The organism is Chryseobacterium sp. sg2396 (assembly GCF_042610505.1).
Lineage (GTDB): Bacteria > Bacteroidota > Bacteroidia > Flavobacteriales > Weeksellaceae > Chryseobacterium.
Genome location: NZ_JBHGAQ010000002.1, coordinates 99,781 through 121,285, shown reverse-complemented (window position 1 = coordinate 121,285; position 21,505 = coordinate 99,781). Strand labels below are relative to the sequence as shown.

The window sequence follows — 21,505 nt, the reverse complement described above, 5'->3', positions numbered from 1 at the left end:
AATTAAAATTTATAGGCTGCAGTTAGTAAAAAATTTCTCGGTGCCCCCGGAAACAGGCGCAGGTAATTCTGTGCACCGATCCAGTATGCCTTATCTGTGATGTTATTGATATTCAAAGCCAGTTGAAGTTTCGATTTAAAAAGTGAGTAATACAATGCGGCATCAAGAGTTGCATATGCAGGAAGCTCAAAACTCCGGGTAAACCATGGAACTTTTGAGCTCTGATACAGCATTCCTATCCCTATTCCCAGATCTTTCAGAAAGGAAACTTTTGAAAAGTTGTAACAGCTCCAGAGATTCACCGAATTTTTCGAGGTATTTTCTTTCCGCTGTCCGATTAGAACCGGATTCGCATCATTCATAATTTTCGCATCGATGTAGCTGTAACCGCCGTAGATATGCCAGTTCGGAAGGATATATCCGGTAAATTCCGTTTCAAAACCCCGGCTGCGGTCGGCACCCCGCTGTACAAGCTCATCCGGTTCTGCAGGGTTATTGGCATTGATGAGGATATTTCTCTGATTGATTTCGTAAACCGCCAGGCTCAGGGAGAATTTTTTAAAAAGGCGGCCTTTTATCCCGAACTCTTTAAGATCGGAAGTTAAAGGCCTGAATTTCGCGGCGGATACCGAGCCTGTAAAATTCCCCGTATTGGGCATCAGTGAAACGGTATTGGATTGGGGCTGATAACCTGTAAGATATGTCCCGTAGATGTTAATGTCATCCGTCAGGCTGTAGGTTAACCCGATCCTGTAAAGCAGTTTTGAATTATCGAACGAGGTCTGGTTATCGTTTTTAAAATTGGTAATATCCCGGAACCATTCCTGGCGTAATCCTGCCAGCAATTTGAATTTTTTCCATGTTAAAAGATGCTGGAGATAAGCAGCGTGGGTACTGGTAAGTGCAGGCGGCAGAGGATTGATGACATTTACAACGTATGCTCCTGTTTCCCGATGATTCTGAGCACCAGGGCTGAGATCAAAAGGATAAACATTGGGTTTCGGCAATACGATTCCGTTGTATTCCATGGTCTGATAAAGATCTGCATTAGCAGGATTATAAGAAGAAGCTACCGTTCCGTCCTTGAGCATAAACCCTCTGGCTGCATCCTGCCGGCCACCATCCTGTTTTTCCCAGATCTGGCTGTCGTAACCGACCAGTGTCTGGTGGAAAAATGCCCGTGTCTTATAAGTAAAATTAAAATACACATTTACATTATCTACTTCCCAACGCTGTTTCCGCTGAACAAACTGCATCATGGCCAGACTGGAAACGGGATTATTGCTGATGTCTGGGACAAAAGTATTTGTGGTGCGGTGTTCCTGAAGGTTTTCCTGCCAGAACTGTTTCATGTAGGATGCATTAAAACTGATGTTTTTCGTAAAATAATGTGACAGGGAACCCATGATGATAAGCTCTCTGGTTTTAAAGAAATCGCCCGGGGCACCGAGATTTAAACTTCTAGGCGTACTGTTAAGATCTGTTTTTCCCGCTACCGCACCGAAAATAGGCTGTCCGCGGTCCAGATTGCCATGGAGGTCGCTGTAAATGAGCTCAACATTAACGGAAGTTTTTTCATCAGGGATAAAAGTGATCGAGGGGGAAAGCAACATTCCGCTATTGTTTACATTTTCCCTGAAAGAACCTGCATCCTGATAAGCACCATTGAATCGGTACAGGAGTGTTCTGCTTTTGTTAAGCGGGCCGGTAAGATCTGCAGTTGTGCGGTAAGTATTGAAACTTCCCGTGGAAAAGCTGATCTCACGACGCGGATTCGGCAGCGGCTTTTTGGTCACCATATTAATGGTTCCGCCAGGATCTGCACTCGACATGATAATACTCGCAGGGCCTTTAAATACTTCCACCCGCTCTATATTGGACGTCATGGGCTGAAGGAAATAATTCTGGCGGGTCCTCATTCCGTTGATGATCTGCCCTTCCTCATTCTGGCTGATTCCACGGATGCTGTACTGGTTGTAATAGCTGGAAGGGGAAACACCACTTACGTTTTTCATGACATCTCCCAGCTGAAAAGCCTGCCTGTCATTCATCAGTTCTTTGGTTACGGTATTCAGCGTTAAAGGAAGATCCATATTCTTCATCGCAATCTTGGTAGCCGCAAAAGAATAATCTGAAACATAATCTCGGGATTTACGCCCGATTACCTCAACAGTCCGGATGGTCACCGAGACCGAATCGGCCTGTTTCTGCTGTGCGGTAAAAAAGACAGATGAAAAGCAGAATAGAGCTGCCGAAAGCGTATGCTTTCTGCCGGGAATACATTTTTGCAGTTCCCTGTTATAATACAAATTGGTTTTCATTTAAAATAAGAATGATTCTGACATCAGCGTGTCAGATATTATTGAAATACCCTCTGCATCAGTAAACTGATCCAAAAGGTCACAGATATTGCCCTGCAGACCGGAAGATCTGCATTAGATTGCGGAATAATAATTTATGATTTAAACTATGCTACCGCTAAAAAAGAATGCGGCGGAGCCCTCGAACTGAAATAATCGAGTAAGCAGTAATAGGCAATGGCTTTTGTATGGGCCATCTCTCCTGAAAAGGTATCGCAGTGCGGCAGATCAATAACCATAGGTTCCGGAAGCAATACATGATTCATTTGCATATGAATAGCACACTGGCATTCATCATCCTGAGAAATGGAGGTGCCTTTTCCTGTTTTCTGATCCTTCAGTTTTGCAGCAAAATTTTTAGCATGCCTTGCGTGTTCAATGCATACACTGATCCCGCTGACATTATATAAAAATACTGTCAGCAAAGAGAAAACAAAGAAAGTTTTGAGAATTTTCTGCATACCGGAAGCACAAAATTACAATATATTTTTTTTATGGAGCGCTCCGATGCTGCGATATGGAGTAAATATTAACGTAAATATCTCATCATAAAACAAAAAAATTAAAAGAAAGACCGCTACTTTATCCGGAAATAAGCTAAAAAAATTACAAATACAATGTACGTAAATCGTATTCAAACAGCAACATCATGAGGATCGGCGATAAAATGATCCTGCCAATACAAAATATTTCCCGGCATAGTGTATTCCAATTGAGAGAAATTTATTATCTTCGAGAAGAACCAAATCTTATGTTTATGAAAAATTTAAAAAAGATCAACAGACAGGAAATGAAGACCATTACAGGCGGAATTACATGTCCGGGCGGTCAGTTATGTTTTATCGGCGGTAAATGGCAGTGCCGGCCTTATGACGGATGCGGCGGCGGAAACCAGCCTTAATTTGATAGTCAACCCAAACTTTTTATTATGAAAAATTATAAAAAAATCTCAAGGGACCAGCTGAAAGGAATCAACGGCGGTGCTTCAGGCTGTTCCGAAGAATGCTGCCCTCCTCCGGGAATCAAACGATGCCCGTGGGTAATCTGTATCGTTGCCTGCCCTGTAACGAGTTAACATCTACAAATTTTATTTTAGGTAAAACAAAACCTGCAGAACGAATAATTCCTGCAGGTTTTGTTTTACATTTCCATTTATAACCTTTGCGTGTTGCTGATCACCGGGGAACAATACCTATATTCCCAACAGGTTTCTGAAAAAGCCTCCCTTTTTTCCGGCGTATTCGCGGGTAATTTTCAGGTTGTTCTGTGTATGTGGTAAGGGATTCAGTTGTAAATATTTTTCAAGGTTCGTCAGAGCATCCTCATAACGCTCCCGGTCGATCTGTGCAGCGCCGATATGCCCGTAGATTTCCGCTATTACATCATCAGTCACATTTTCCTGTTCAGGCAATACCGAAAGAGCTTCCGATCCGTAACATATCGTTTTCTCATTCTCCTCCAGGAAATAGGCGCAGCGGACGGCCCAGTAGAAACACCAGAAATCTCTGTTTCCATGACGGATGCTCTGCTCAAAGCTGTCAAATGCCATGGCTCTGTCATGCAAATGCACCTCCTGAATATATCCTTTGTTATACAGAGCGACCTGTACCGATCTTTCACGATTTTGCTGCAGTCCGAAATGGATTGCCTGTTCATAGCATTCTATGGCTTTTTCCCACTGCCCTTCCTGTACAAAACTGTCTGCCCTGCTGATCATCAGACTGGGATTATCCGGCATGGCTTCCAGTAGCTGATCGGCCTGCCGGGAATCGCCGGCAGGATCTGCCTCCAGCCCCAACGCCGTGACTGTCTTCGATTTTTGGATGAAAAAGTTGGTGATGCATCGGGTCATATCTTCATGCTGCATTACAGGGTCTGTCGGGTCTAGTTGATAATAAACTTCCAGACCGTAATCTGCCCATTCCATTGCTTCATCATATTGTTTAAGCTCTATGCAGCTGGTGCAGATGCTGTCGGCAACACTCATGTCAGTAAAAATATCCATCTGCTCCATGTATTTATCAAAAAGCATGATTCCGTCCGCTTTGGCTTCTGCAGGCATTCCGGCGTGTACATAGCCGTTCATTCGGTTCAGGAGAATGTACATGAAAGAACTGTATGCCATTCCTTCGGTAGTCACTTCAATGGCTCTGTGGTAATCACCCTGAAAATTAAATTCGCGGGCCAGATTGTTGCAGCACATGGCAAAAGTATGCGGATCATTGTTCAGTACATCTCCGTCTCCCGTCAGGACAGCACTTTTATACAATTGATAGGCTCGCTCATACATCTGTATTTTTACATGGGTCAGCCGTTGATGCTCAGACGAGGGCATTCCGGGATATGCTTCCAAAATCCGGTTGATTTCTACTCCGGCATTATATGCTTCCATAGCGGAATGGGTACTCCATGAGATATTCAGTTCTGAAAAATCGGGCTGCGCTTCACCCTGATGCCGGATGTTGAAAATACGGATCTGCAGAACCGGTGAAGGATATATGGCATCACTCCTGAGGTAATACTGCAATGCTCCTTTTGTATCGTTAAGCCAATAAAGAGCGGAACCGGCGTTCCTGCTGCAGGTATAATGCTGAGGATCTTTTTCCAGCCCGCGGATGCTCCAGTCGATGCATTTTATCAATGCTTGTTCCCGGTCGTATTCAAAAATTTCGTTGTGATCCAGCGCAATCAGTCCCAGAATGGCACAAAGATCAGGATGGAGCGATTTTTCATTTAATTCATTAACGGTTTGAAATACTTTTTCCAGTTCCGTTTCATCGTCCGGAAGGCCATATCCCCGGACCCAGTATTTTGCAGCTGTGCCATAATCATGTTCCTCGAATGCTTTCCAGGCTAAAGAATTAAGATCCTGTTTCATAATCCACGAATTTTATTTAAAATTTTGATATTAGCCCCTGTTTATTTCAGTAAATGGGATGAAATCTATTTCTGAATTGACGTTAAAAAAGATTTAAGCCATCATCTATCCATTCTTCTCCAGAATTTCCGCTATTTTTTTGAGCACCGCATTTTCATAATCGGTTTCTGCGGAAGTTTTCTCAGAACGTTGGGTAAAATCCTCACTGATCCGGTAATTGGTAACGAGGTACTTCTTTTTTGCGCCGATTGCATAAAACCACGATCTGTTGAAGCTCCGGATAAACACAGTTACCTCTTCAAAACGCATCAGTTCTTTTACCTGGATAAACGGGAATTTCAGATATACCATCCGGGCCTGCCTGTCAAACAGATAAGTGATTCGCGGACGAATAAAAATATCGTAAAGGCTGTGCAGGAAAAGATAAGGGACAAGAACGAAAAACAATACCTGCCATCCCTGGCCGACTTCTTTAAAAAATACAGCAAACAGTACGGCAAGAATAATGACGATGCAAAGAACAATTACCGAAAGCCTGACGCCGGGACGATAAGGCATAAAGCCGAAAACCCTCCCATTATCGTTAATATTATATTTGGTCTCTGCGGACATACGGCAACGTGATTTCTTCAATATCATTCAGGATACTCTGCATCGCACGTGCTGAAAAACCCTGTGCAATAGTAGCATACGCTTCTTTTCCTGATGAAACATACCGGACATTGAGCGAGGTATTTACAGGAACAAATATATAGATCACTCTTCCCAACTCGTAATCGGCAATATCGGCAAAAGGAATATGGCTGGCGGGTTTCAGGCCTCTTTTGATAAACATCGTCTGCGAATCCGTATCGATGATCATTTTTTCGGTAAAAACCGACAACATGCAGAGTACGGCAAGAATTCCAAAGATCCACATCATGGCTTTATTTCCCGATTGATAGCCAAACCAGGTCATCACCAACAAACCGATGACAATAACCACTGCGAAGCCGTATTGCCTTTTCAATACGTAGCGGTTTCCTTCTCTTCTGAAATTTTTAATAGCGGTTTCCATTTTCATTTTATTTAAGTTTTACACCATTCACTGTGATTTCCTTGCACCATAGATAAATGAATGCATGTGTATCTTCAGCAGAGGACTGACCGGAAAAATTGTCCAGGGAAGCTCCTGAAAATTCAATTTTCTGTATGAGTCGGTTGTCTTTTCCTGAGGTAACTTTTAATTCTCCGGAAAGTTCCTTAGCATAATCGGTAAGCAGTGCTAAAAGGACATTGTCCATGGTTTCAAAATCAATGGCGATGAAATATTTTTTGACTTTGGAAGGATCATCCGATGGCGGGAAACCTGCCGATATTCCTTTGTCAGGATTGCTGAACGCCAGGGAAACGGAACGCGCTATATAGCCTGAAATCCCCTCCCTGCTTTTCATCGACAGTTCGATTTTATTTTCAGGCTTCTTCACTTCCTGTCCGAAACCGTTAAAAGACATAACTAAGAGCACAGCCATGATCAGCTTCGATGCACTTTTGATATAACCGGAATAATTCATATTTAAACTTGATTTGGTGAAATTTTTAAGACCAATATTACCGCTAAAATTTATTCCGGCAAGTCTGTAAACAGTATTTGGATACGTTCGGTTTCTATTCTGCAGGCCCCGTTGGTTATCCGGCATTATTCACTTTCATTTGAATCATTTTTCAAGAAAATTGTTACCTGAAAGCTACCACATTTCATTACATTTGTAGCGGATTTGAATTATGTATGAAGAATATTCACCTTTTTCGGATAAGCCTTTCTTTATTGACAATTATCCTGTGTATGGGTTTTTCCGCATCTATAAAAGCACAGGGGTCGCAGGCAGAGAAAATGGCAGAGCTTGGGCATTCTTACAGGTTTACGGATACGGTAAAAAGTAAAAAGCTTCTGGCAGAAGCCTTACTCCTGGCAAAAGCCAGTAAATCCAAAAGGGATGAGGTGATCTGCCTCACTTTATCAGCTTTTACGTACAGAAGATTGCACCAGATTAAAAAATTCAGCGATTATGCAGAAGAAGCTTATAAAATCTCTATTCAAACCGAAGACGAAAAAGCAAAAGCATATGGCTTTATGGCTATCGGGAGTTCTAAGGCTTATTTCGACAATAAAGAAGAATCATTAAAGTACCGCCTGAGGGCCTATACTTTGTTCGAAAAACTCAGGATTTACACCCAATGCGCACAGGTAGGTTCCGAAATTTCTTATCTTTTTTCCTATGGCTCAAATTCGAAAACAAAAGAATATGCATATGAAGCTTTACGCTATGCGGAAAAATCGCACGACCCGGAAAGTATTCTTCATGCCCGGCTTGCCGTCGGCTCTTATCTTATGACAACAGCTGAGAAAAACAGGAACAATATTAAGCTCTGGAAAAGCATAATACGTTTTTTTAAACATACAGGCGCATTTATTGATGCCAATTCTACTAAAATATCCAGTAAAAGTAATATTGCCATATTTCACATTAACCTTGCCGCTTTATGTATGTTGCATGCCAGGTTGATGGATGAAAAACTGTTTTTGAGAGAACTTGAGGCAGCGGCAGAAATTTCAAAAAAATACGGAATAATATATATATATGGAAACAGTCTGGGAATGCGGGCAGAACATTTTATGCTGAATGGAGAATATGAAAAAGCAAAGGAAATGTTTCTTCAAGGAATTGCTTATCAGAACAGTCTTCCTCGAGTTGATAACGAAGTGCTGGCCAACTTTTACCTGTCGCTGAAGGAAATAGCGGCAGCTCAGAAAGATTATGCTTCTTACTACAGTTACGACCAGAAATTTGGTAAATACAACCGTCTAGCCTATGATAAAAACCTGCAGAACAATCTGCAGAATGCCGAAATTAAATTTGAATCCGAAAAGAATATGCTCAGGATCCGGCAGCTGGAAAACGAAACAAAGCTTCAGAAAAAGAACGAGCAGCTCGGCTATATAATTGCTGCAGTCCTTTTCCTAATCACGGTTTTTATTTATATCTCCTTTTATTACCGGAAGAGATATTACCGGAAACAGGCAGAAAATCTCAGGCAGCAGCAAATCAACAATAAACTCAAATTGGATCTGCTTGAAAAAGACAGCCTGGAGCACCTGCTGGAAAAGCTGTCGCTGGAAAGAAGATTTTTACGGTCGCAGATGGATCCTCATTTTATATTTAATGCCCTTGGGAATATTCAAAGTGTTATTCTGCAGGGTGATAAGGCCAAAGCCATAAATTATCTGAGTAAATTTGCAAAGCTTACCCGCGATATTCTCGATCATTCCAGGAGAGAATCCGTTACGCTGAAGGAAGAAACTGTAACCCTGAAAAACTACATTGAACTTCAGCAGCTCCGGCTTCACGATTCATTCGATTACGAATTCATATTCGGCGGAAAAATTACCATGCAGGAACGGATTCCCCCTTTATTGCTGCAGCCGCTCATTGAGAATGCCATAGAACACGGATTGAAGCCTCTTGAAAACTGAAAGGGAAAACTTGTCCTGACATTTGAAAAGGATCTATCCAAGACTACCATGACCTGCATCATAAAAGACAACGGCATCGGTGTGGAAGCTTCCAAAAACAATAAAAAGACGAAAAGCCACATCCCTCTGGCTACCCGGATTACTGATGAAAGGCTCGCACTCTATTCTGGAAAAGATCCGGCCCTTTCCTATTTTAAAACGGAAAGCTCTGAAAACGGCTGTACCGTAACCCTTCACATCCCATTATTATAAAAAATATGTACAAAGCTGTTATTATTGAAGACGAATACCATCTGAGAGAAGCCCTTTCCCTGCTGCTGGAAATGGCTGTTCCTGAAAAAGTACAGATTGTGGGTTATGCCGAAGGTCTGCCCGATGCCGTTACCCTGATCGACCGGCTAAAACCCGATATGGTGTTTATGGACATCGAGCTGAAAAACGGGACCGGCTTTGAAGTGCTCGATCTGATCAAATACAAGGACTTTCATCTTATTTTCACTACCGCATATGAAGAATATGCAGTCCGGGCATTCAAATTCAATGCGATCGATTACGTGCTGAAGCCTATTGATCCGGAAGAGCTGAAAAGCACGATTGAGCGCATCGAAAACAACAGGAAAAATCAGATGCATTTCAATACCTTGCTGCCTCTTCCGGCAGAACCGGGAAGCATCCCGGAACGAATCATCCTTCCTACGCAGGAAGCCATGCATGTGGTTAAATTAAAAGACATTATCCGATGTGAAACTTCCGGTTCCTACACCACATTTTTTCTCGAAAATAATAAAAAAATCATTGTATCCAAACCGCTCAAGCATTATGAAGAGATCCTGACCCCTCCCTTCTTTATGAGGGTTCATCAATCACACCTGATCAATGTCAGTTTCATTATAAGTTACTCAAAGGACGGCATTATTACTTTGCAGGACAGAAGTACGGTTCCCTTATCGAGGGCCAACCGGGAATGCTTCTTCAAGCTGCTGAAAAATGAACAGGAGTAAGAATCCCCCAAATAAAAATCCATACCCGACAAATACAAAGCAATACATCCGGAAAGCCAAGTTCCGATCACCTTTATAGAGCTCTTCTGCTACTTTTGTATAAAATTTAATGGATTATGAGTAATAAAACATTGGCGATTTTATCCTACATTACCATCATAGGATGGCTGGTAGCCTATTTCAACTGCAAAGATCAAAAAACCAAAAGCGATGTCGTGACTTATCATCTTGAACAAGGGCTGGGATTTTTTATTGTCTCGATCGTTTTAAATATCGCTTTATCGGTAATCACTTCCCTGATTCCATCACTCTATTTTATTAATCTTATAGGCATCTTATTGCTGATTATCTGGATTATTGGCATCGTAAATGCTGCAAATGAAGAAAAAAAACCGCTTCTGCTGATTGGAAAAATGTTTGAAGGAAAATTCGGATTTCTTCACCAGTAATATTCTTTACTATTCTTTCCTTCACACACGACAAACTGTTATTTCTATACAATGAAAAAATTTTTTACCATAGCGATCGTTGTTTTGCCTACGATTGCTTTTTCTCAGGTAGGTATCAATACAACCAATCCACTGGGAATCCTTCACATCGACGGTGCAAAAGATAATCCTGCTTCCGGAAGTCCAACCATCATCCAGCAGGCGAATGATATTGTCACTACGGCAGAAGGCAGGCTTGGTCTCGGAACCATCACTCCCACCACACGGCTGGAGCTGAGCAACGGAAACATAAACGGAGCGATAAAGATTACCGACGGAACGCAGGGCACTGGAAAAGTGCTGACTTCCGATGCCAACGGGCTGGGAACATGGCAGAACATTCCCGCATGGGCAACCACCGGAAACAGCGGCACGGATGCGACTGCGATCAATGCGCCGGGAACAAAATTCATCGGAACCACCGATGCCCATTCTTTTGTCATTAAAACCAATAATAATTTAGCCGGTTATATCGGGACCGCTGCATCAGATAATCTGACTTTCGGGATTGGTGCCGGAAAATCCACAACCACCGGAAACCTGAACGTTTTCGTGGGCAACAATGCCGGGTTTGCCAATACCCTGGGAAGCTCCAACGTTTTTGTAGGTCCCTATTCCGGAACGGCAAACACAACAGGGAACTCGAATGTTTTTATGGGCTACAATTCAGGCAGCAGCAGTACAACCGGCGATGCGAATGCCTTCTTGGGAACATGGGCAGGAAATCTTAACACGACCGGAGGATATAATGCTTTTATGGGCTACCAGGCAGGAAACAGCAATACGACAGGAAATGAGAATACTTTTCTGGGCTACAGCACGGGGAGGAACAATACCACCGGAAACAACAACGTTTCTATAGGAGCATCGGCAGGACAGACCATTACGACAGGTGGTAATAATACTTTTATAGGTACCGGCGCAGATGCTGACGCGAATAATCTTACCAATGCGACGGCTATCGGGTACGGAGCTAAAGTAAGCACCAGCAACAGCCTTGTTTTAGGAGGAACGGGAGGATCTGCGGTAAATGTAGGAATCGGAACCACATCTCCTGCATCCAGGCTCGAAGTAGACGGTGCGGCGACCAACAAATCCGCTTACAATGCAGGAGCTTCTGCCACCATCGATTTTTCTAAAAGCAACCTCGCCTACACGACGGCAAGCGCAACAGCTTTCACCCTGAATAACATCAAAGACGGCGGAACCTATACCCTGAGTGTAAGAGGGACGGTGAGTGGAACTTCTACATTTACGGCATCCGGTTTCACGTTTAGATACGTAAATAATAACCCAAGTATTGCCAATACCCACACCTTATATACTTTCGTTGTTATAGGAACTGTAGCGTATGTATATTGTTTAAGAGGATTATAAATGAGAAATATAACAATGTATAATGTAACAGTTACTGCTCTACTCATTTTGTGCTGGATCCAGCCAAAGGCACAGGTAGCCGGTACCCCCGTAATATCACTCAAAGAAAACAGGAATGTATTGGGCGGGACCTTTAATGATGCAGCCTTATCTGCTGCATATACTGCAGATGGTGGATATGCCGTAGCCGGACTTAGCAATTCCAATGATGGCGATGTGTCCGGAAATCATGGGTCTTCTGATTTATGGGTAATAAAACTCAGCAGTACAGGAGCTTTGCAATGGCAGAAATCATTAGGCGGATCGGGCCCGGAAAGTGCACAATCCATAATTCGGACTACCGACGAAGGATATGCCGTAGCCGGATATACCCGTTCTAACGATGGAGATGTATCCGGAAATAACGGGAAAGCCGATTTCTGGGTTGTTAAACTCAGCAGCACAGGAACATTGCAATGGCAGAAGGCTTTAGGCGGAACAGAAGATGAAATAGCCTATTCAATTGTCCAGACTACAGATGGAGGATATGCAGTTGCAGGTTATTCTAATTCCAATAACGGAGATGTATCAGGAAATCATGGGGGGTACGACTGGTGGGTGGTTAAGCTCAGCAGTACAGGAACTTTACAGTGGCAGAAAACTTTAGGAGGAACGGGTACGGAAAGTGCGCAATCCATCATTCAGACTACAGATGGAGGCTATGCCATAACCGGATACAGCGATTCAAACGATGGCAACGTGTCAGGAAACCATGGTCAGCAGGATATTGTGGTTATGAAATTAGATAGTTCGGGAAATCTGCAGTGGCAGAAAGCTGTCGGCGGTACAAATACAGATTTAGGCAATTCTATTGTCCAGTCTGCTGACGGAGGATATGCCATAGGAGGATACACACGGTCAAACGATGGAGACGTCACTGGAAACCATGGTGATTATGATTTCTGGGTAATAAAACTCAGCAATACAGGTGCTTTAGAGTGGCAGAAAACTTTAGGAGGAACCGGCTATGAGAAATTACTTTCTCTTAATAAAAGCACAGATGGAGGATTTGTAACGGCTGGAGAATCCAGTTCTAATGATGGAGATGTATCCGGAAACTATGGTGGTACCGACATGTGGATAGTAAAGGTGAGTAATACGGGAAATCTGGTATGGCAAAAAACGGCGGGTGGAACGGGTTATGATTCTGCAAACATTGTGCTCCCTATTGAGAATGGTTATGTAACAGCAGGGATAAGCAATTCAAACAACGGAGATATATCTGGTCCATTACAGGGTGGGAATGATGCATTCATCATAAAACTTGATACCAATGGTAAGGTTAACTATTTTTTTGATGACACTATGCAGCAGTAAAATCTTCATTTGTACTTGGAATTTATTTAAAAGAAGAAATGATAAATTTGAGAACATCCCATAAAATTCTCCCTGAAAAAATGACTTGGAGTATCTGCTTTCAGATATGTAAACAACAATGGAAATATATCCAATGATCGTCATAGAATTTTCAGCAGAGAACTATTCAATTCCGGCAATCAGGCAGGAACCGATAAACAAGGAGGAGTCGATTTTGGGGTCATTGAAACGGATAAGAACGGCAACGTCGGTATTTTGAGGTAATACCTATTGTCTTCGATCATGCAGAAGAATGATTTATACCCAAATCATATTCCTATAAGGCTGTCCATGGACAGCTTTTTTTATTATGTATTTTTAAGTTAGATAGAAGTCAAACATAAAGATTAATTGTTGTTATCACTGATTTTATGAAGTAAAGACATATCAATTTGCTGTGCGTCGCTGGAACCTAAAATCTCCATGCTGATTAATTTTTCTTAAGAATCGCTTTCATCGAATATTGTGTAAAATGAATGCAGAAAAGACACAGATCAAATCATGTTCGGAAACTTTGATCTCATTTTATTGCCATGATTTTTTATAGACGGATTAATTCCCTAAAAACTTCCGGGCGAAATCTTCAAATTCTTTTTTATAACTCCGGCCAACCGGAATGGAAATATTTCCCATCAGAATTTCCTGGCTGCTGATCGACGTAATATGGGATGTATTGACCAAAAATGACCGGTGGATCCTAACAAACCCTTTATCATATAAAAGGCCGGCAAGTTCGGAAACGGTACTTTTGGAAACCGTAATGGATGTACCCTGAAAATAGACCTTAAGGTCATTCCCAAAGCTCTCAAAATAAAGAATCTCTCTGATCAAAATCTTATGGTTAAATCCGCCCGATTTGAAAATCAGGAAATCAGGCTCCGGAAAAATGTTGCTTTTTCTCATTATCCGCTGAACCGAACGGAAAAAACGTTCAAAGGTAATCGGCTTCAAAAGATAATCGACGGCTTCCAGCTCAAAGCCCTCAACAGCGTAATCTCGGTGGGCAGTCGTGAAAATAACCGATGGCTTTCTATCGAGTGATTTAAAAAATTCAATTCCGTTCAGATCAGGCATCTGAATATCGAGAAACATCAGGTCTACCTGCTGACCCCGCAGAATCCTGTAAGCTTCCAGAGCATTGTTACAAGTTGCCACGATCTTCAGTTCTCCCATTTTAGAAATATGATTTTCCAGCAGGCTGATGGCCAACGGTTCGTCATCTACAAGAATACATTTAATCATTTTGCAAAGGAGTTTTAATGGTTATGAGAAAACGGTCTTTTCTCTTTTCGAGATCGAATGAATATCGGCCTGCATAATACAGCTCAAGCTGCTGCCTTACATTCTGAAGACCTATTCCAAGCCCCTCCTCCGTTTTATTTCCGGAACAGCTGTTTTCAGCGTGAAATACAGCTGATTCAGGACCGGAAACAAGTGAAATAAAAATCTCAACCTTTCCCCCGGTCTTCTCCGCCCCGTGCTTAAAAGCATTCTCTACCAGCGAAAGATACAACAGTGGCGGAAAGGAAGCCGGAAATGGAACTTTTTCCAATACCCCAACGGTCAGGCGTTCATCATACCGCAGTTTTTCAAGTCCGATATAATCCCTTATAATTTTCATTTCTTCGGATACGCTTACCATTTTATGCTGGCCTTTTCCGAGTACATAATCCAGGATATCGGACAGGCGGCCGACGGACGGAGCCGTGGCTTCCGAATCGGACAGTGCCAATGAATAGATATTATTTAACGTATTGAATAAAAAATGAGGATTCAACTGGGATTTCAGCACTTTGAGCTCCAGTTCGGCCTTTTCCTTCTGCAGTTGAAGCCGGCTGTGCTTCTCATTTTTATACCGCAGCATAAACATGATGGAAGTAAAAATAAAAGCTCCGGAAATAATGGGAAGGATATAACAGAACAACAGGTATTGAATGTCGGTAAAGATATCGGCCAGGCTGTCTTGAGGATAATCCGCAAATAAAGGTTCTGCAAGATACACGATGAAGATGCGGTTCATGACACCCAGGATATACAGGCTCATTAAAAGAAAGACGGTACAATCAAAGTGTCTTCCCGAATCAAAATATTTCCTGACGAGTATAAAATAAATGAAATTCGCGCCTATTACCTGAAATATCCAGTGGCAGAAGTCGTAGTAAAAAAGTTCTCTGAAATCCGGATAATCGTGTTCACCGTAATTCCTCGCCACCCCAAACAGCAGCAAGGCGATCCAGAAGGGGATCTGGTATCCGGCTGCTTTGCTAAATTTTGATCGTAAGGCTATATCCATGAATTTCAAAATTACGGATTTAAAATTCTTTATCTCCATAAAGTATTTCAAAGCCCTTTATATTCATGCGGACTGCTATTTTAAGCATTTAAAAGCAAAACCCTGTTTCCTGTCATCACAATTTTGCTGTTGGCAGGAAGTCGTGAAATCGTATGGATAAATAAAGGAATTTTGCAAAAAGTAATTATGCAGGATACCATAAAATTTTACGGACTTGACCACCTTCGCGCCCTTGCCATTATCCTTGTCTTCATCTATCACTACAGGATGTTTCATCACCCGGAATGGATTGATACGGTTGGCTGGATCGGATGGACGGGCGTTGACTTATTTTTTGTGATCAGCGGATTTTTAATTTCCGTTCAGCTGTTCCGGGAAATCCGGGAACGCAGGACAATCGGGCTGAAGATTTTTTTTACCAAAAGGTTTTTCCGCATTATTCCGCCATACCTTTTTACACTGGCCCTGTATTTTTGCTTTCCTTTATTCCGGGAACGGGAATCGCTCCCACCTCTTTGGAAATTTATTTCCTTTACTCAGAATTTTGGGCTGGACGTGATTCATGAGGGAACTTTTTCACATGCCTGGTCTCTGTGCATCGAAGAACAGTTCTACCTGATCCTTCCTCTGATTCTTATGGTATTGTTTACACAAAAATTAATCCGGTGGATCGTCCCCGGGACCGTTTTTCTGATGACCGGATCACTCTTTTTCCGGTATTACGCCTGGACGGAAAATGTTGTACCCTATATTGACGGTCCGGATTTCTGGAAAGTCTGGTACATGAATATTTATTATCCTACATACACGCGGCTTGAAGGGCTTGCTACAGGCGTACTGATTGGATATTTATTTCAATATTACGAAAAGTTCAGGACATTTATTCATACTAAAGGGAATTTTCTCTTTATAATCGGTTTTATGGTACTGGTTGTATCATTAATTTTCTGCCGGGACCAATATTCTGAGCAAGCTTCGGTTTTCGGGTTTACAATGATAGCGGTAAGCTATGGATTAGTACTGATGGGGGCAATCTCGACATCTTCTTTTATCAGCAGGAAAAGTAATTTTCTAACTTCCCGGCTGGCAACTCTTTCTTATGCGATTTATCTTTTCCACAAAGGCATTATTCATCTTATACAGTTGTTTTTAGCTAAATCCGAAATCCGGATCTCTGAAAACATAGTGCTGCTGATTTGTTGCGCAGGCTGTGTATCTGCCGGGTTACTTTTCAGATATGGCATTGAGAAACCATCGGCAGTTGTTAAGGATAAAGTTTTGAATAAAATTTCAGGAAAAAATGCTAATAATTCCGGAGGATAATCAGCACGGATCTTTAAAAAGTGGAAAAATCAAAGATTTCTATAAACTGTATTCTCCTTTTTCCAATGCTTTTATGCGGCAAATGACTACGATAGAACATAACGGCTTTTACACAAGTAACATCATGCAATGCCTGGAATCAAAGTTACATCGATTAATTTTATATATGAAAACCATTAGTATTACAATCTTCATGCTGTTCTCTCATTTCGCAACGGCTCAGCATTTTAGCAAAGAAAAAACTGAAATTGCACAAAAAAGATTCGGCAACTTTTCACCGCCTGTTTCATGAAAATCCGGTGGTCTGGGTCGGGGTAATTAAAAACGGATCCCAAAGGAAGAGGCTGGAAAAAGATCCCGGGAATACCAAAAATTATTTCAGCGATACCTATAAAAATTTCTTCCGCTATATCATGGAACAAGGCAGTAAAAAGGAAAAATTTGAAAACATCAGGATCATCAATGACGATGTAGTAGCCAGTATTACATTTAATTATTCCTTTCTGGAAAAAAACACCGTAAATAATTGGGGCATTGAATATTGGTACCTTATAAAAGCAGAGGGGAAATGGGAAATCGTAAGTGTTATTTACTCTTATGAAAATGCAGTGTATTTTCCAAAACCTAAATGAAAACGGCCAAATTATTTACCGGTTAAATCGGAATCATTTCACAAAATGTAAACTTTATTTTACTTTTTGTAAAAAATACATTACTTTTGAAACATTAAAAAATTTCAGATTATGAATAAATTACCATTGTTTCCAAATTCATTAAAAAGAATCGGATGGATTATTTTCATTCCATCGCTGATCGCCGGACTGGTTTTAATTTCAGGAAAACTCCATTTTAATGAAATAACACTTCCTGTATTTTATAATTCGGGATTTCCGTTCGACGGTAGTGAAAAAGGGGTTTTCCGGACAGCTGAAGTGGATATATTCTCAAACCTCATCGGATGTCTGATCATTGTCAGCGGTATTATGGTCGGGTTTTCAAAAGAAACCTTGGAAGATGAATATATTTCCAGCTTACGATTAAAATCCGTTTTCTGGAGTCTTGCGGCAACATACAGCATTGTTTTAATATTATTCCTTACCGTATTCGGAGCTGTATTCTTCACGGTGATGGTTTTAATTATTTTTATGCCTTTAATTTTGTACATTTTCAGATTCAATTACTTATTACTGAGAAAATGAAGAATACGATTAAGGTAGAAAGAGCCATCAAGAACGTTACTCAGGAGGATCTCGCCAAACATATAGGCGTTTCCAGGCAGACCATCAATGCTATGGAGAAGGGCAAATATGTCCCTTCTACTGTTTTAGCTCTTAAAATTGCCAGGTATTTCAGCAAAACCGTAGAAAATATTTTTAAGCTGGAAGATGAGGATTAATACAGATTAAATCTCTGAAGCGGTAGGTTTTTCCTTAAAAAGTAACATGCCGAAAGAAACAGGGAGTAAATCAGTAAGCTTATTTTGATAAAAGCTTAATTGTTAGCTTCCCGCACAGATTTCTCTGTTTTTATTTCCAATAAATTTGTCTTTTCTGAGAGAAGAAAATGTAGAAATACTTTTTTAGGTGAGAAAAAATTAAACATAAATAAAAAAATTCATTTTACAGAATTCTGATCTTGGATTGTGGTTTGCATTCAAACTTCAGAATAATCTTAACCGTATTATGATTACTAAATAAATCTTTCCTATTCGTTATACCAAATGGCAAACAATCGCAAATCAATCTACGGTGCCCTCGCTGCCAATCTGCTGATCGCGATCACCAAGTTTGTAGCAGGAAGCTTCACCAACAGTTCTTCCATGATCTCGGAAGGGATCCACTCCACTGTTGATACCACCAACCAGTTTCTGCTTTTGTATGGAATCAAAAGAAGCAAAAAAGCGCCTGACGAATCGCATCCTTTCGGGTATGGCAAGGAACTGTATTTCTGGTCTTTTGTGGTTTCCATCCTGATATTCGGCCTTGGCGGTGCGCTTTCCATTTACCAGGGAATCCTTCACATCATCAAGCCCGAAGTGATGAAAGATCCGTTCTGGAATTATATTGTTCTGATCCTTTCACTGATTTTTGAGGGAACCTCGCTGATTATTTCCGTTAAAGAATTCAACAAGACCCGCAACGGCGTAAGATGGTGGGATGCCATCATAAAAAGCAAGGACCCGTCCAGCTTTCTGGTTGTTTTTGAAGACGGCGCGGCGGTGGCCGGTCTTACGGTTGTGATGATCCTGATGGGAATCAGCCATTCCTTCGGGATTCCGGAACTGGACGGCGTGGCATCGATCATCGTAGGGCTGATCCTTGTTTTTGTATCGCTGATCCTGGCGCGGGAAAGCAGGAGCCTGCTGATGGGTGAAGGCATAGCACCCGAAACCCGGGAAAAGATCAGCAAACTGGCAGAGCGGGATGATGCGGTGGTGAGGACAAAAAATATACTGTCTACCTATCAGTCACCCGAAGAGATCGTGCTGGTGCTGATCATCGACTTCAAAGACCACCTCGATACGGAAGAAATCACGGAAGCCGTCCAGCGTATTCGCAGAACGGTAAAGACTGCCTTTCCGCTTGTCCGGTATGTCATTATTCAGCCGGAATAACCATAAAAACGGTATAAACTTTATTTTTAAGCCTTCAGGGCTTAATTCATAAACAAAACTCGTTAAAGCGGTTGAATTTTATCTGTTGAAACATAGAACCATAGCCGCATGACAAAGCTTTTTCAAAAATATGTTTTGCCGGTATTAAAAATAATCCTATATTTGCACCACTGAAAACGACGATAATATCGGAGTTCAGGGAGAGTTGGCAGAGTGGTCGATTGCGGCAGTCTTGAAAACTGTTGACTGTAACAGGTCCGGGGGTTCGAATCCCTCACTCTCCGCCAGTTGGGAAACCAAAATAAGCTAAAACGCTGTAAACATTGATGTTTACAGCGTTTTTTGTTTTAGCGCAGTATCAAAAAAAACCAAAGTAGGTCACGATTTATATGTCCTATTTCGTGTCCCATTCAAAAAAACACAAAAATGGGTCACGAAAAATCAGGGAAAACCCGACCAATAGGCAGTCTAACGATTGTACATCTTGCAAAAAGTGGTAACAAAAAGTAAATTATTAAACCATTAAAGTTATCACACAATGAACAAAACATTCAACCTGTTATTCTTTATCAAAAAGAATAAAATCAGAACAAACGGAACCGCTCCCATCTACTTACGAATCACGATAGACGGCAAGGCAGCAGACATTGCTGCTAAAAGGTATATCGATCCGAAGAAATGGGATGTTAAAGCACACAAGGCATTAGGTAATTCGCAAGAAGCCAAAACACTGAATCTCTATCTTAAAACTTTGGAACAGAAAGTTTACGATTTCCACTACCTGATGCTGAGAGAAGAAAACTTTGTAACAGCAGAAAGTTTAAAATCTAAACTGCTTGGAACTGACATTGAGCAAAGAATGCTCATCCCCATCTTTCAGGAGCATAATGACAAAGTGGAAGCCCTAGTCGGTCAGGATTTTGCTCCAGGTACATTAGAACGTTACAAAACATCTTTAAAACATACCCAGGAATTCATCACTTGGAAATATAAAGTTTCTGATATTGATATCACGCAAATAGATCACGGTTTTATCAGTGATTATGACTTCTGGCTGCGCAGTGTGCGTAAATGTGGAAACAATACCGCTGTGAAATACCTCAAGAATTTCAAAAAAATCATCCGATTATGTATGGCGCACGGCTGGATCACCAAAGATCCTTTTCTAGGCTACAAAGCAAAAATAAAAGCTGTTGAACGTCCTTATCTAACCAAAGAAGAAATGCAGATGATCTATGAAAAGGAATTTGCATCCGACCGATTGAACCAAGTTCGGGATATTTTTCTATTTAGCTGCTATACCGGCTTGGCATATGGGGATGTAAAGCAATTGTCAAAATCCAACATCAATATTGGGATTGATGGCGATCAATGGATTTTTACCCATCGTCAGAAGACCGATACCTCAACCAGAGTTCCGTTATTACCTGTGGCTCAGGAGCTAGTTTTAAAATATGAGAATTACCCGCAGTGTATAAATTCGGATGTCCTGTTTCCTGTTCTAAGCAATCAGAAAATGAATTCATACCTCAAAGAAATTGCGAGTGTCTGTGGAATCAATAAGGATTTAACCTTCCATATTGCAAGGCATACTTTCGCTACAACTGTTACCTTGTCCAATGGTGTTCCTATTGAAAGTGTAAGTAAAATGCTTGGACATACCAATATTAAGACTACTCAGCACTATGCTAAAATTTTGGATAAGAAAGTGAGTGAGGATATGGCGGTTTTAAGGGGTCGGCTTTAAACTAAACAATAAATTGTGAATTAGTCAATATTAATCTTTTAAGTTATTCTTCTGATCATAACTGTTAGAAATATTGACTAATTTATTTGCTAACAAAAACTTTATATATTATTGCACTTTCTTTTTTTGAATATTCCAAATAGGCTTAAAATGATTTATCAATTCCTCTTCCAGCATATTTCTGTACGATTCTGGCTCAGTAATTATATACTTTATTTTAATTTCATTTCCATTTAATCTTTCTTGAATAATAAGATCTAATTTTGCACCAGTATGTTCATTTTTACTTACAAAATGATTTTTAATTCTAGTTTTAAATAAGTGTCCCTTAGATTTGCCAATATAAACCAACTTTGGAATTTGTTTTTCATTTACAATATAAATAAAATAAACAAAACCACTATTCTTGATATTTGTTATAGTATCAAAAGTTAAAAGATTATTTATATCAGAAATATAAGTTATACATTCATCAATTTGTTCCGAAATTATATTTTTAACTACCATATGATTTT

The 21,505-nt window shown here is 40.9% G+C and carries 23 protein-coding genes and 1 tRNA gene; 15 read left to right on the top strand and 9 right to left on the bottom strand.

The features are described 5' to 3' along the window. Nucleotides 1-2: 2 nt before the first annotated feature. Both ACED20_RS02285 and ACED20_RS02280 read right to left on the bottom strand, forming a co-directional pair. Complete coding sequence (locus ACED20_RS02285; protein ID WP_378103369.1) at nt 3-2,321, bottom strand: TonB-dependent siderophore receptor; 2,319 nt, start codon at nt 2,319-2,321, stop codon at nt 3-5. A 146-nt stretch (nt 2,322-2,467) separates the two neighbouring features. Beyond that, the gene (locus tag ACED20_RS02280) at nt 2,468-2,821 is read right to left on the bottom strand and encodes a hypothetical protein (RefSeq protein WP_378103368.1); all 354 of its coding nucleotides are present in this window, start codon (nt 2,819-2,821) and stop codon (nt 2,468-2,470) included. Nucleotides 2,822-3,117: 296 nt separating this feature from the next. Between ACED20_RS02280 and ACED20_RS02275 the strand changes: the two genes are divergently transcribed. Together ACED20_RS02275 and ACED20_RS02270 are read left to right on the top strand one after the other, a co-directional pair. Beyond that, on the top strand, nt 3,118-3,261 hold the full coding sequence (locus tag ACED20_RS02275) for a hypothetical protein (RefSeq protein WP_294199212.1): 144 nt from the start codon (nt 3,118-3,120) through the stop codon (nt 3,259-3,261). 27 nt (nt 3,262-3,288) lie between these two features. Continuing rightward, nucleotides 3,289-3,435, top strand: a complete 147-nt coding sequence (locus ACED20_RS02270) for a hypothetical protein (protein WP_294199213.1) — start codon at nt 3,289-3,291, stop codon at nt 3,433-3,435. Between the two features lie 117 nt (nt 3,436-3,552). On the opposite strand, the gene ACED20_RS02265 is transcribed toward ACED20_RS02270, so the two are convergent. From ACED20_RS02265 to ACED20_RS02250, 4 genes are all read right to left on the bottom strand, one after another. Then, on the bottom strand, nt 3,553-5,238 hold the full coding sequence (locus tag ACED20_RS02265) for a tetratricopeptide repeat protein (RefSeq protein ID WP_378103367.1): 1,686 nt from the start codon (nt 5,236-5,238) through the stop codon (nt 3,553-3,555). Between the two features lie 105 nt (nt 5,239-5,343). Then, the gene (locus ACED20_RS02260) at nt 5,344-5,850 is read right to left on the bottom strand and encodes a hypothetical protein (protein ID WP_378103366.1); all 507 of its coding nucleotides are present in this window, start codon (nt 5,848-5,850) and stop codon (nt 5,344-5,346) included. Beyond that, entirely contained in the window at nt 5,828-6,301 is a 474-nt protein-coding gene (locus tag ACED20_RS02255) for a hypothetical protein (protein WP_378103365.1), read from the bottom strand. Before ACED20_RS02255 ends, ACED20_RS02260 begins: the two co-directional genes overlap by 23 nt. 1 nt (nt 6,302) lies before the next feature. Continuing rightward, nucleotides 6,303-6,791: a hypothetical protein gene (locus ACED20_RS02250; RefSeq protein ID WP_378103364.1), complete on the bottom strand. Its 489-nt coding sequence runs from the start codon at nt 6,789-6,791 to the stop codon at nt 6,303-6,305. A 272-nt stretch (nt 6,792-7,063) separates the two neighbouring features. Here ACED20_RS02250 and ACED20_RS02245 point away from each other — a divergent pair, with 272 nt between their 5' ends. The 6 genes from ACED20_RS02245 to ACED20_RS02220 all read left to right on the top strand — a co-directional run bounded on the left by ACED20_RS02245 (nt 7,064) and on the right by ACED20_RS02220 (nt 12,974). Then, nucleotides 7,064-8,752 carry a sensor histidine kinase gene (locus tag ACED20_RS02245; RefSeq protein WP_378103363.1) on the top strand — a complete coding sequence of 563 codons (1,689 nt, stop codon included), beginning with the start codon at nt 7,064-7,066 and terminating at the stop codon, nt 8,750-8,752. Between the two features lie 48 nt (nt 8,753-8,800). Continuing rightward, complete coding sequence (locus tag ACED20_RS02240; protein ID WP_378103362.1) at nt 8,801-9,004, top strand: hypothetical protein; 204 nt, start codon at nt 8,801-8,803, stop codon at nt 9,002-9,004. A 5-nt stretch (nt 9,005-9,009) separates the two neighbouring features. Continuing rightward, on the top strand, nt 9,010-9,753 hold the full coding sequence (locus ACED20_RS02235) for a LytR/AlgR family response regulator transcription factor (protein ID WP_378103361.1): 744 nt from the start codon (nt 9,010-9,012) through the stop codon (nt 9,751-9,753). A gap of 116 nt (nt 9,754-9,869) precedes the next feature. Beyond that, nucleotides 9,870-10,202, top strand: a complete 333-nt coding sequence (locus ACED20_RS02230; RefSeq protein WP_294309444.1) for a DUF4870 domain-containing protein — start codon at nt 9,870-9,872, stop codon at nt 10,200-10,202. A gap of 51 nt (nt 10,203-10,253) precedes the next feature. Beyond that, complete coding sequence (locus ACED20_RS02225; protein WP_294309442.1) at nt 10,254-11,618, top strand: hypothetical protein; 1,365 nt, start codon at nt 10,254-10,256, stop codon at nt 11,616-11,618. Continuing rightward, a complete protein-coding gene (locus ACED20_RS02220; protein ID WP_294237685.1) occupies nt 11,619-12,974 on the top strand; it encodes a hypothetical protein in 1,356 nt (451 codons plus the stop codon). A gap of 591 nt (nt 12,975-13,565) precedes the next feature. On the opposite strand, the gene ACED20_RS02215 is transcribed toward ACED20_RS02220, so the two are convergent. Both ACED20_RS02215 and ACED20_RS02210 read right to left on the bottom strand, forming a co-directional pair. Beyond that, nucleotides 13,566-14,255 carry a LytR/AlgR family response regulator transcription factor gene (locus tag ACED20_RS02215; RefSeq protein ID WP_378103360.1) on the bottom strand — a complete coding sequence of 230 codons (690 nt, stop codon included), beginning with the start codon at nt 14,253-14,255 and terminating at the stop codon, nt 13,566-13,568. Continuing rightward, the gene (locus ACED20_RS02210; RefSeq protein ID WP_378103359.1) at nt 14,248-15,306 is read right to left on the bottom strand and encodes a sensor histidine kinase; all 1,059 of its coding nucleotides are present in this window, start codon (nt 15,304-15,306) and stop codon (nt 14,248-14,250) included. Before ACED20_RS02210 ends, ACED20_RS02215 begins: the two co-directional genes overlap by 8 nt. A gap of 186 nt (nt 15,307-15,492) precedes the next feature. Between ACED20_RS02210 and ACED20_RS02205 the strand changes: the two genes are divergently transcribed. The 7 genes from ACED20_RS02205 (at nt 15,493) to ACED20_RS02175 (ending at nt 20,990) form a co-directional block, all read left to right on the top strand. After that, nucleotides 15,493-16,629, top strand: a complete 1,137-nt coding sequence (locus tag ACED20_RS02205; RefSeq protein WP_378103358.1) for an acyltransferase family protein — start codon at nt 15,493-15,495, stop codon at nt 16,627-16,629. A gap of 248 nt (nt 16,630-16,877) precedes the next feature. Then, the gene (locus ACED20_RS02200) at nt 16,878-17,261 is read left to right on the top strand and encodes a hypothetical protein (protein WP_294237675.1); all 384 of its coding nucleotides are present in this window, start codon (nt 16,878-16,880) and stop codon (nt 17,259-17,261) included. 111 nt (nt 17,262-17,372) lie between these two features. After that, entirely contained in the window at nt 17,373-17,828 is a 456-nt protein-coding gene (locus ACED20_RS02195; RefSeq protein WP_378103357.1) for a hypothetical protein, read from the top strand. After that, nucleotides 17,825-18,025, top strand: coding sequence for a helix-turn-helix transcriptional regulator (locus ACED20_RS02190; protein WP_294220584.1), 201 nt, complete (start codon nt 17,825-17,827; stop codon nt 18,023-18,025). Before ACED20_RS02195 ends, ACED20_RS02190 begins: the two co-directional genes overlap by 4 nt. A gap of 324 nt (nt 18,026-18,349) precedes the next feature. Further along, a complete protein-coding gene (locus ACED20_RS02185) occupies nt 18,350-19,243 on the top strand; it encodes a cation diffusion facilitator family transporter (RefSeq protein ID WP_378103356.1) in 894 nt (297 codons plus the stop codon). A 199-nt stretch (nt 19,244-19,442) separates the two neighbouring features. Beyond that, nucleotides 19,443-19,530 (top strand) — tRNA-Ser (locus ACED20_RS02180). Between the two features lie 251 nt (nt 19,531-19,781). Beyond that, complete coding sequence (locus ACED20_RS02175; RefSeq protein WP_378103355.1) at nt 19,782-20,990, top strand: site-specific integrase; 1,209 nt, start codon at nt 19,782-19,784, stop codon at nt 20,988-20,990. A 108-nt stretch (nt 20,991-21,098) separates the two neighbouring features. Here ACED20_RS02175 and ACED20_RS02170 read toward each other — a convergent pair whose 3' ends face one another. Continuing rightward, entirely contained in the window at nt 21,099-21,497 is a 399-nt protein-coding gene (locus ACED20_RS02170) for a hypothetical protein (RefSeq protein ID WP_378103354.1), read from the bottom strand. Nucleotides 21,498-21,505 lie beyond the last annotated feature (8 nt).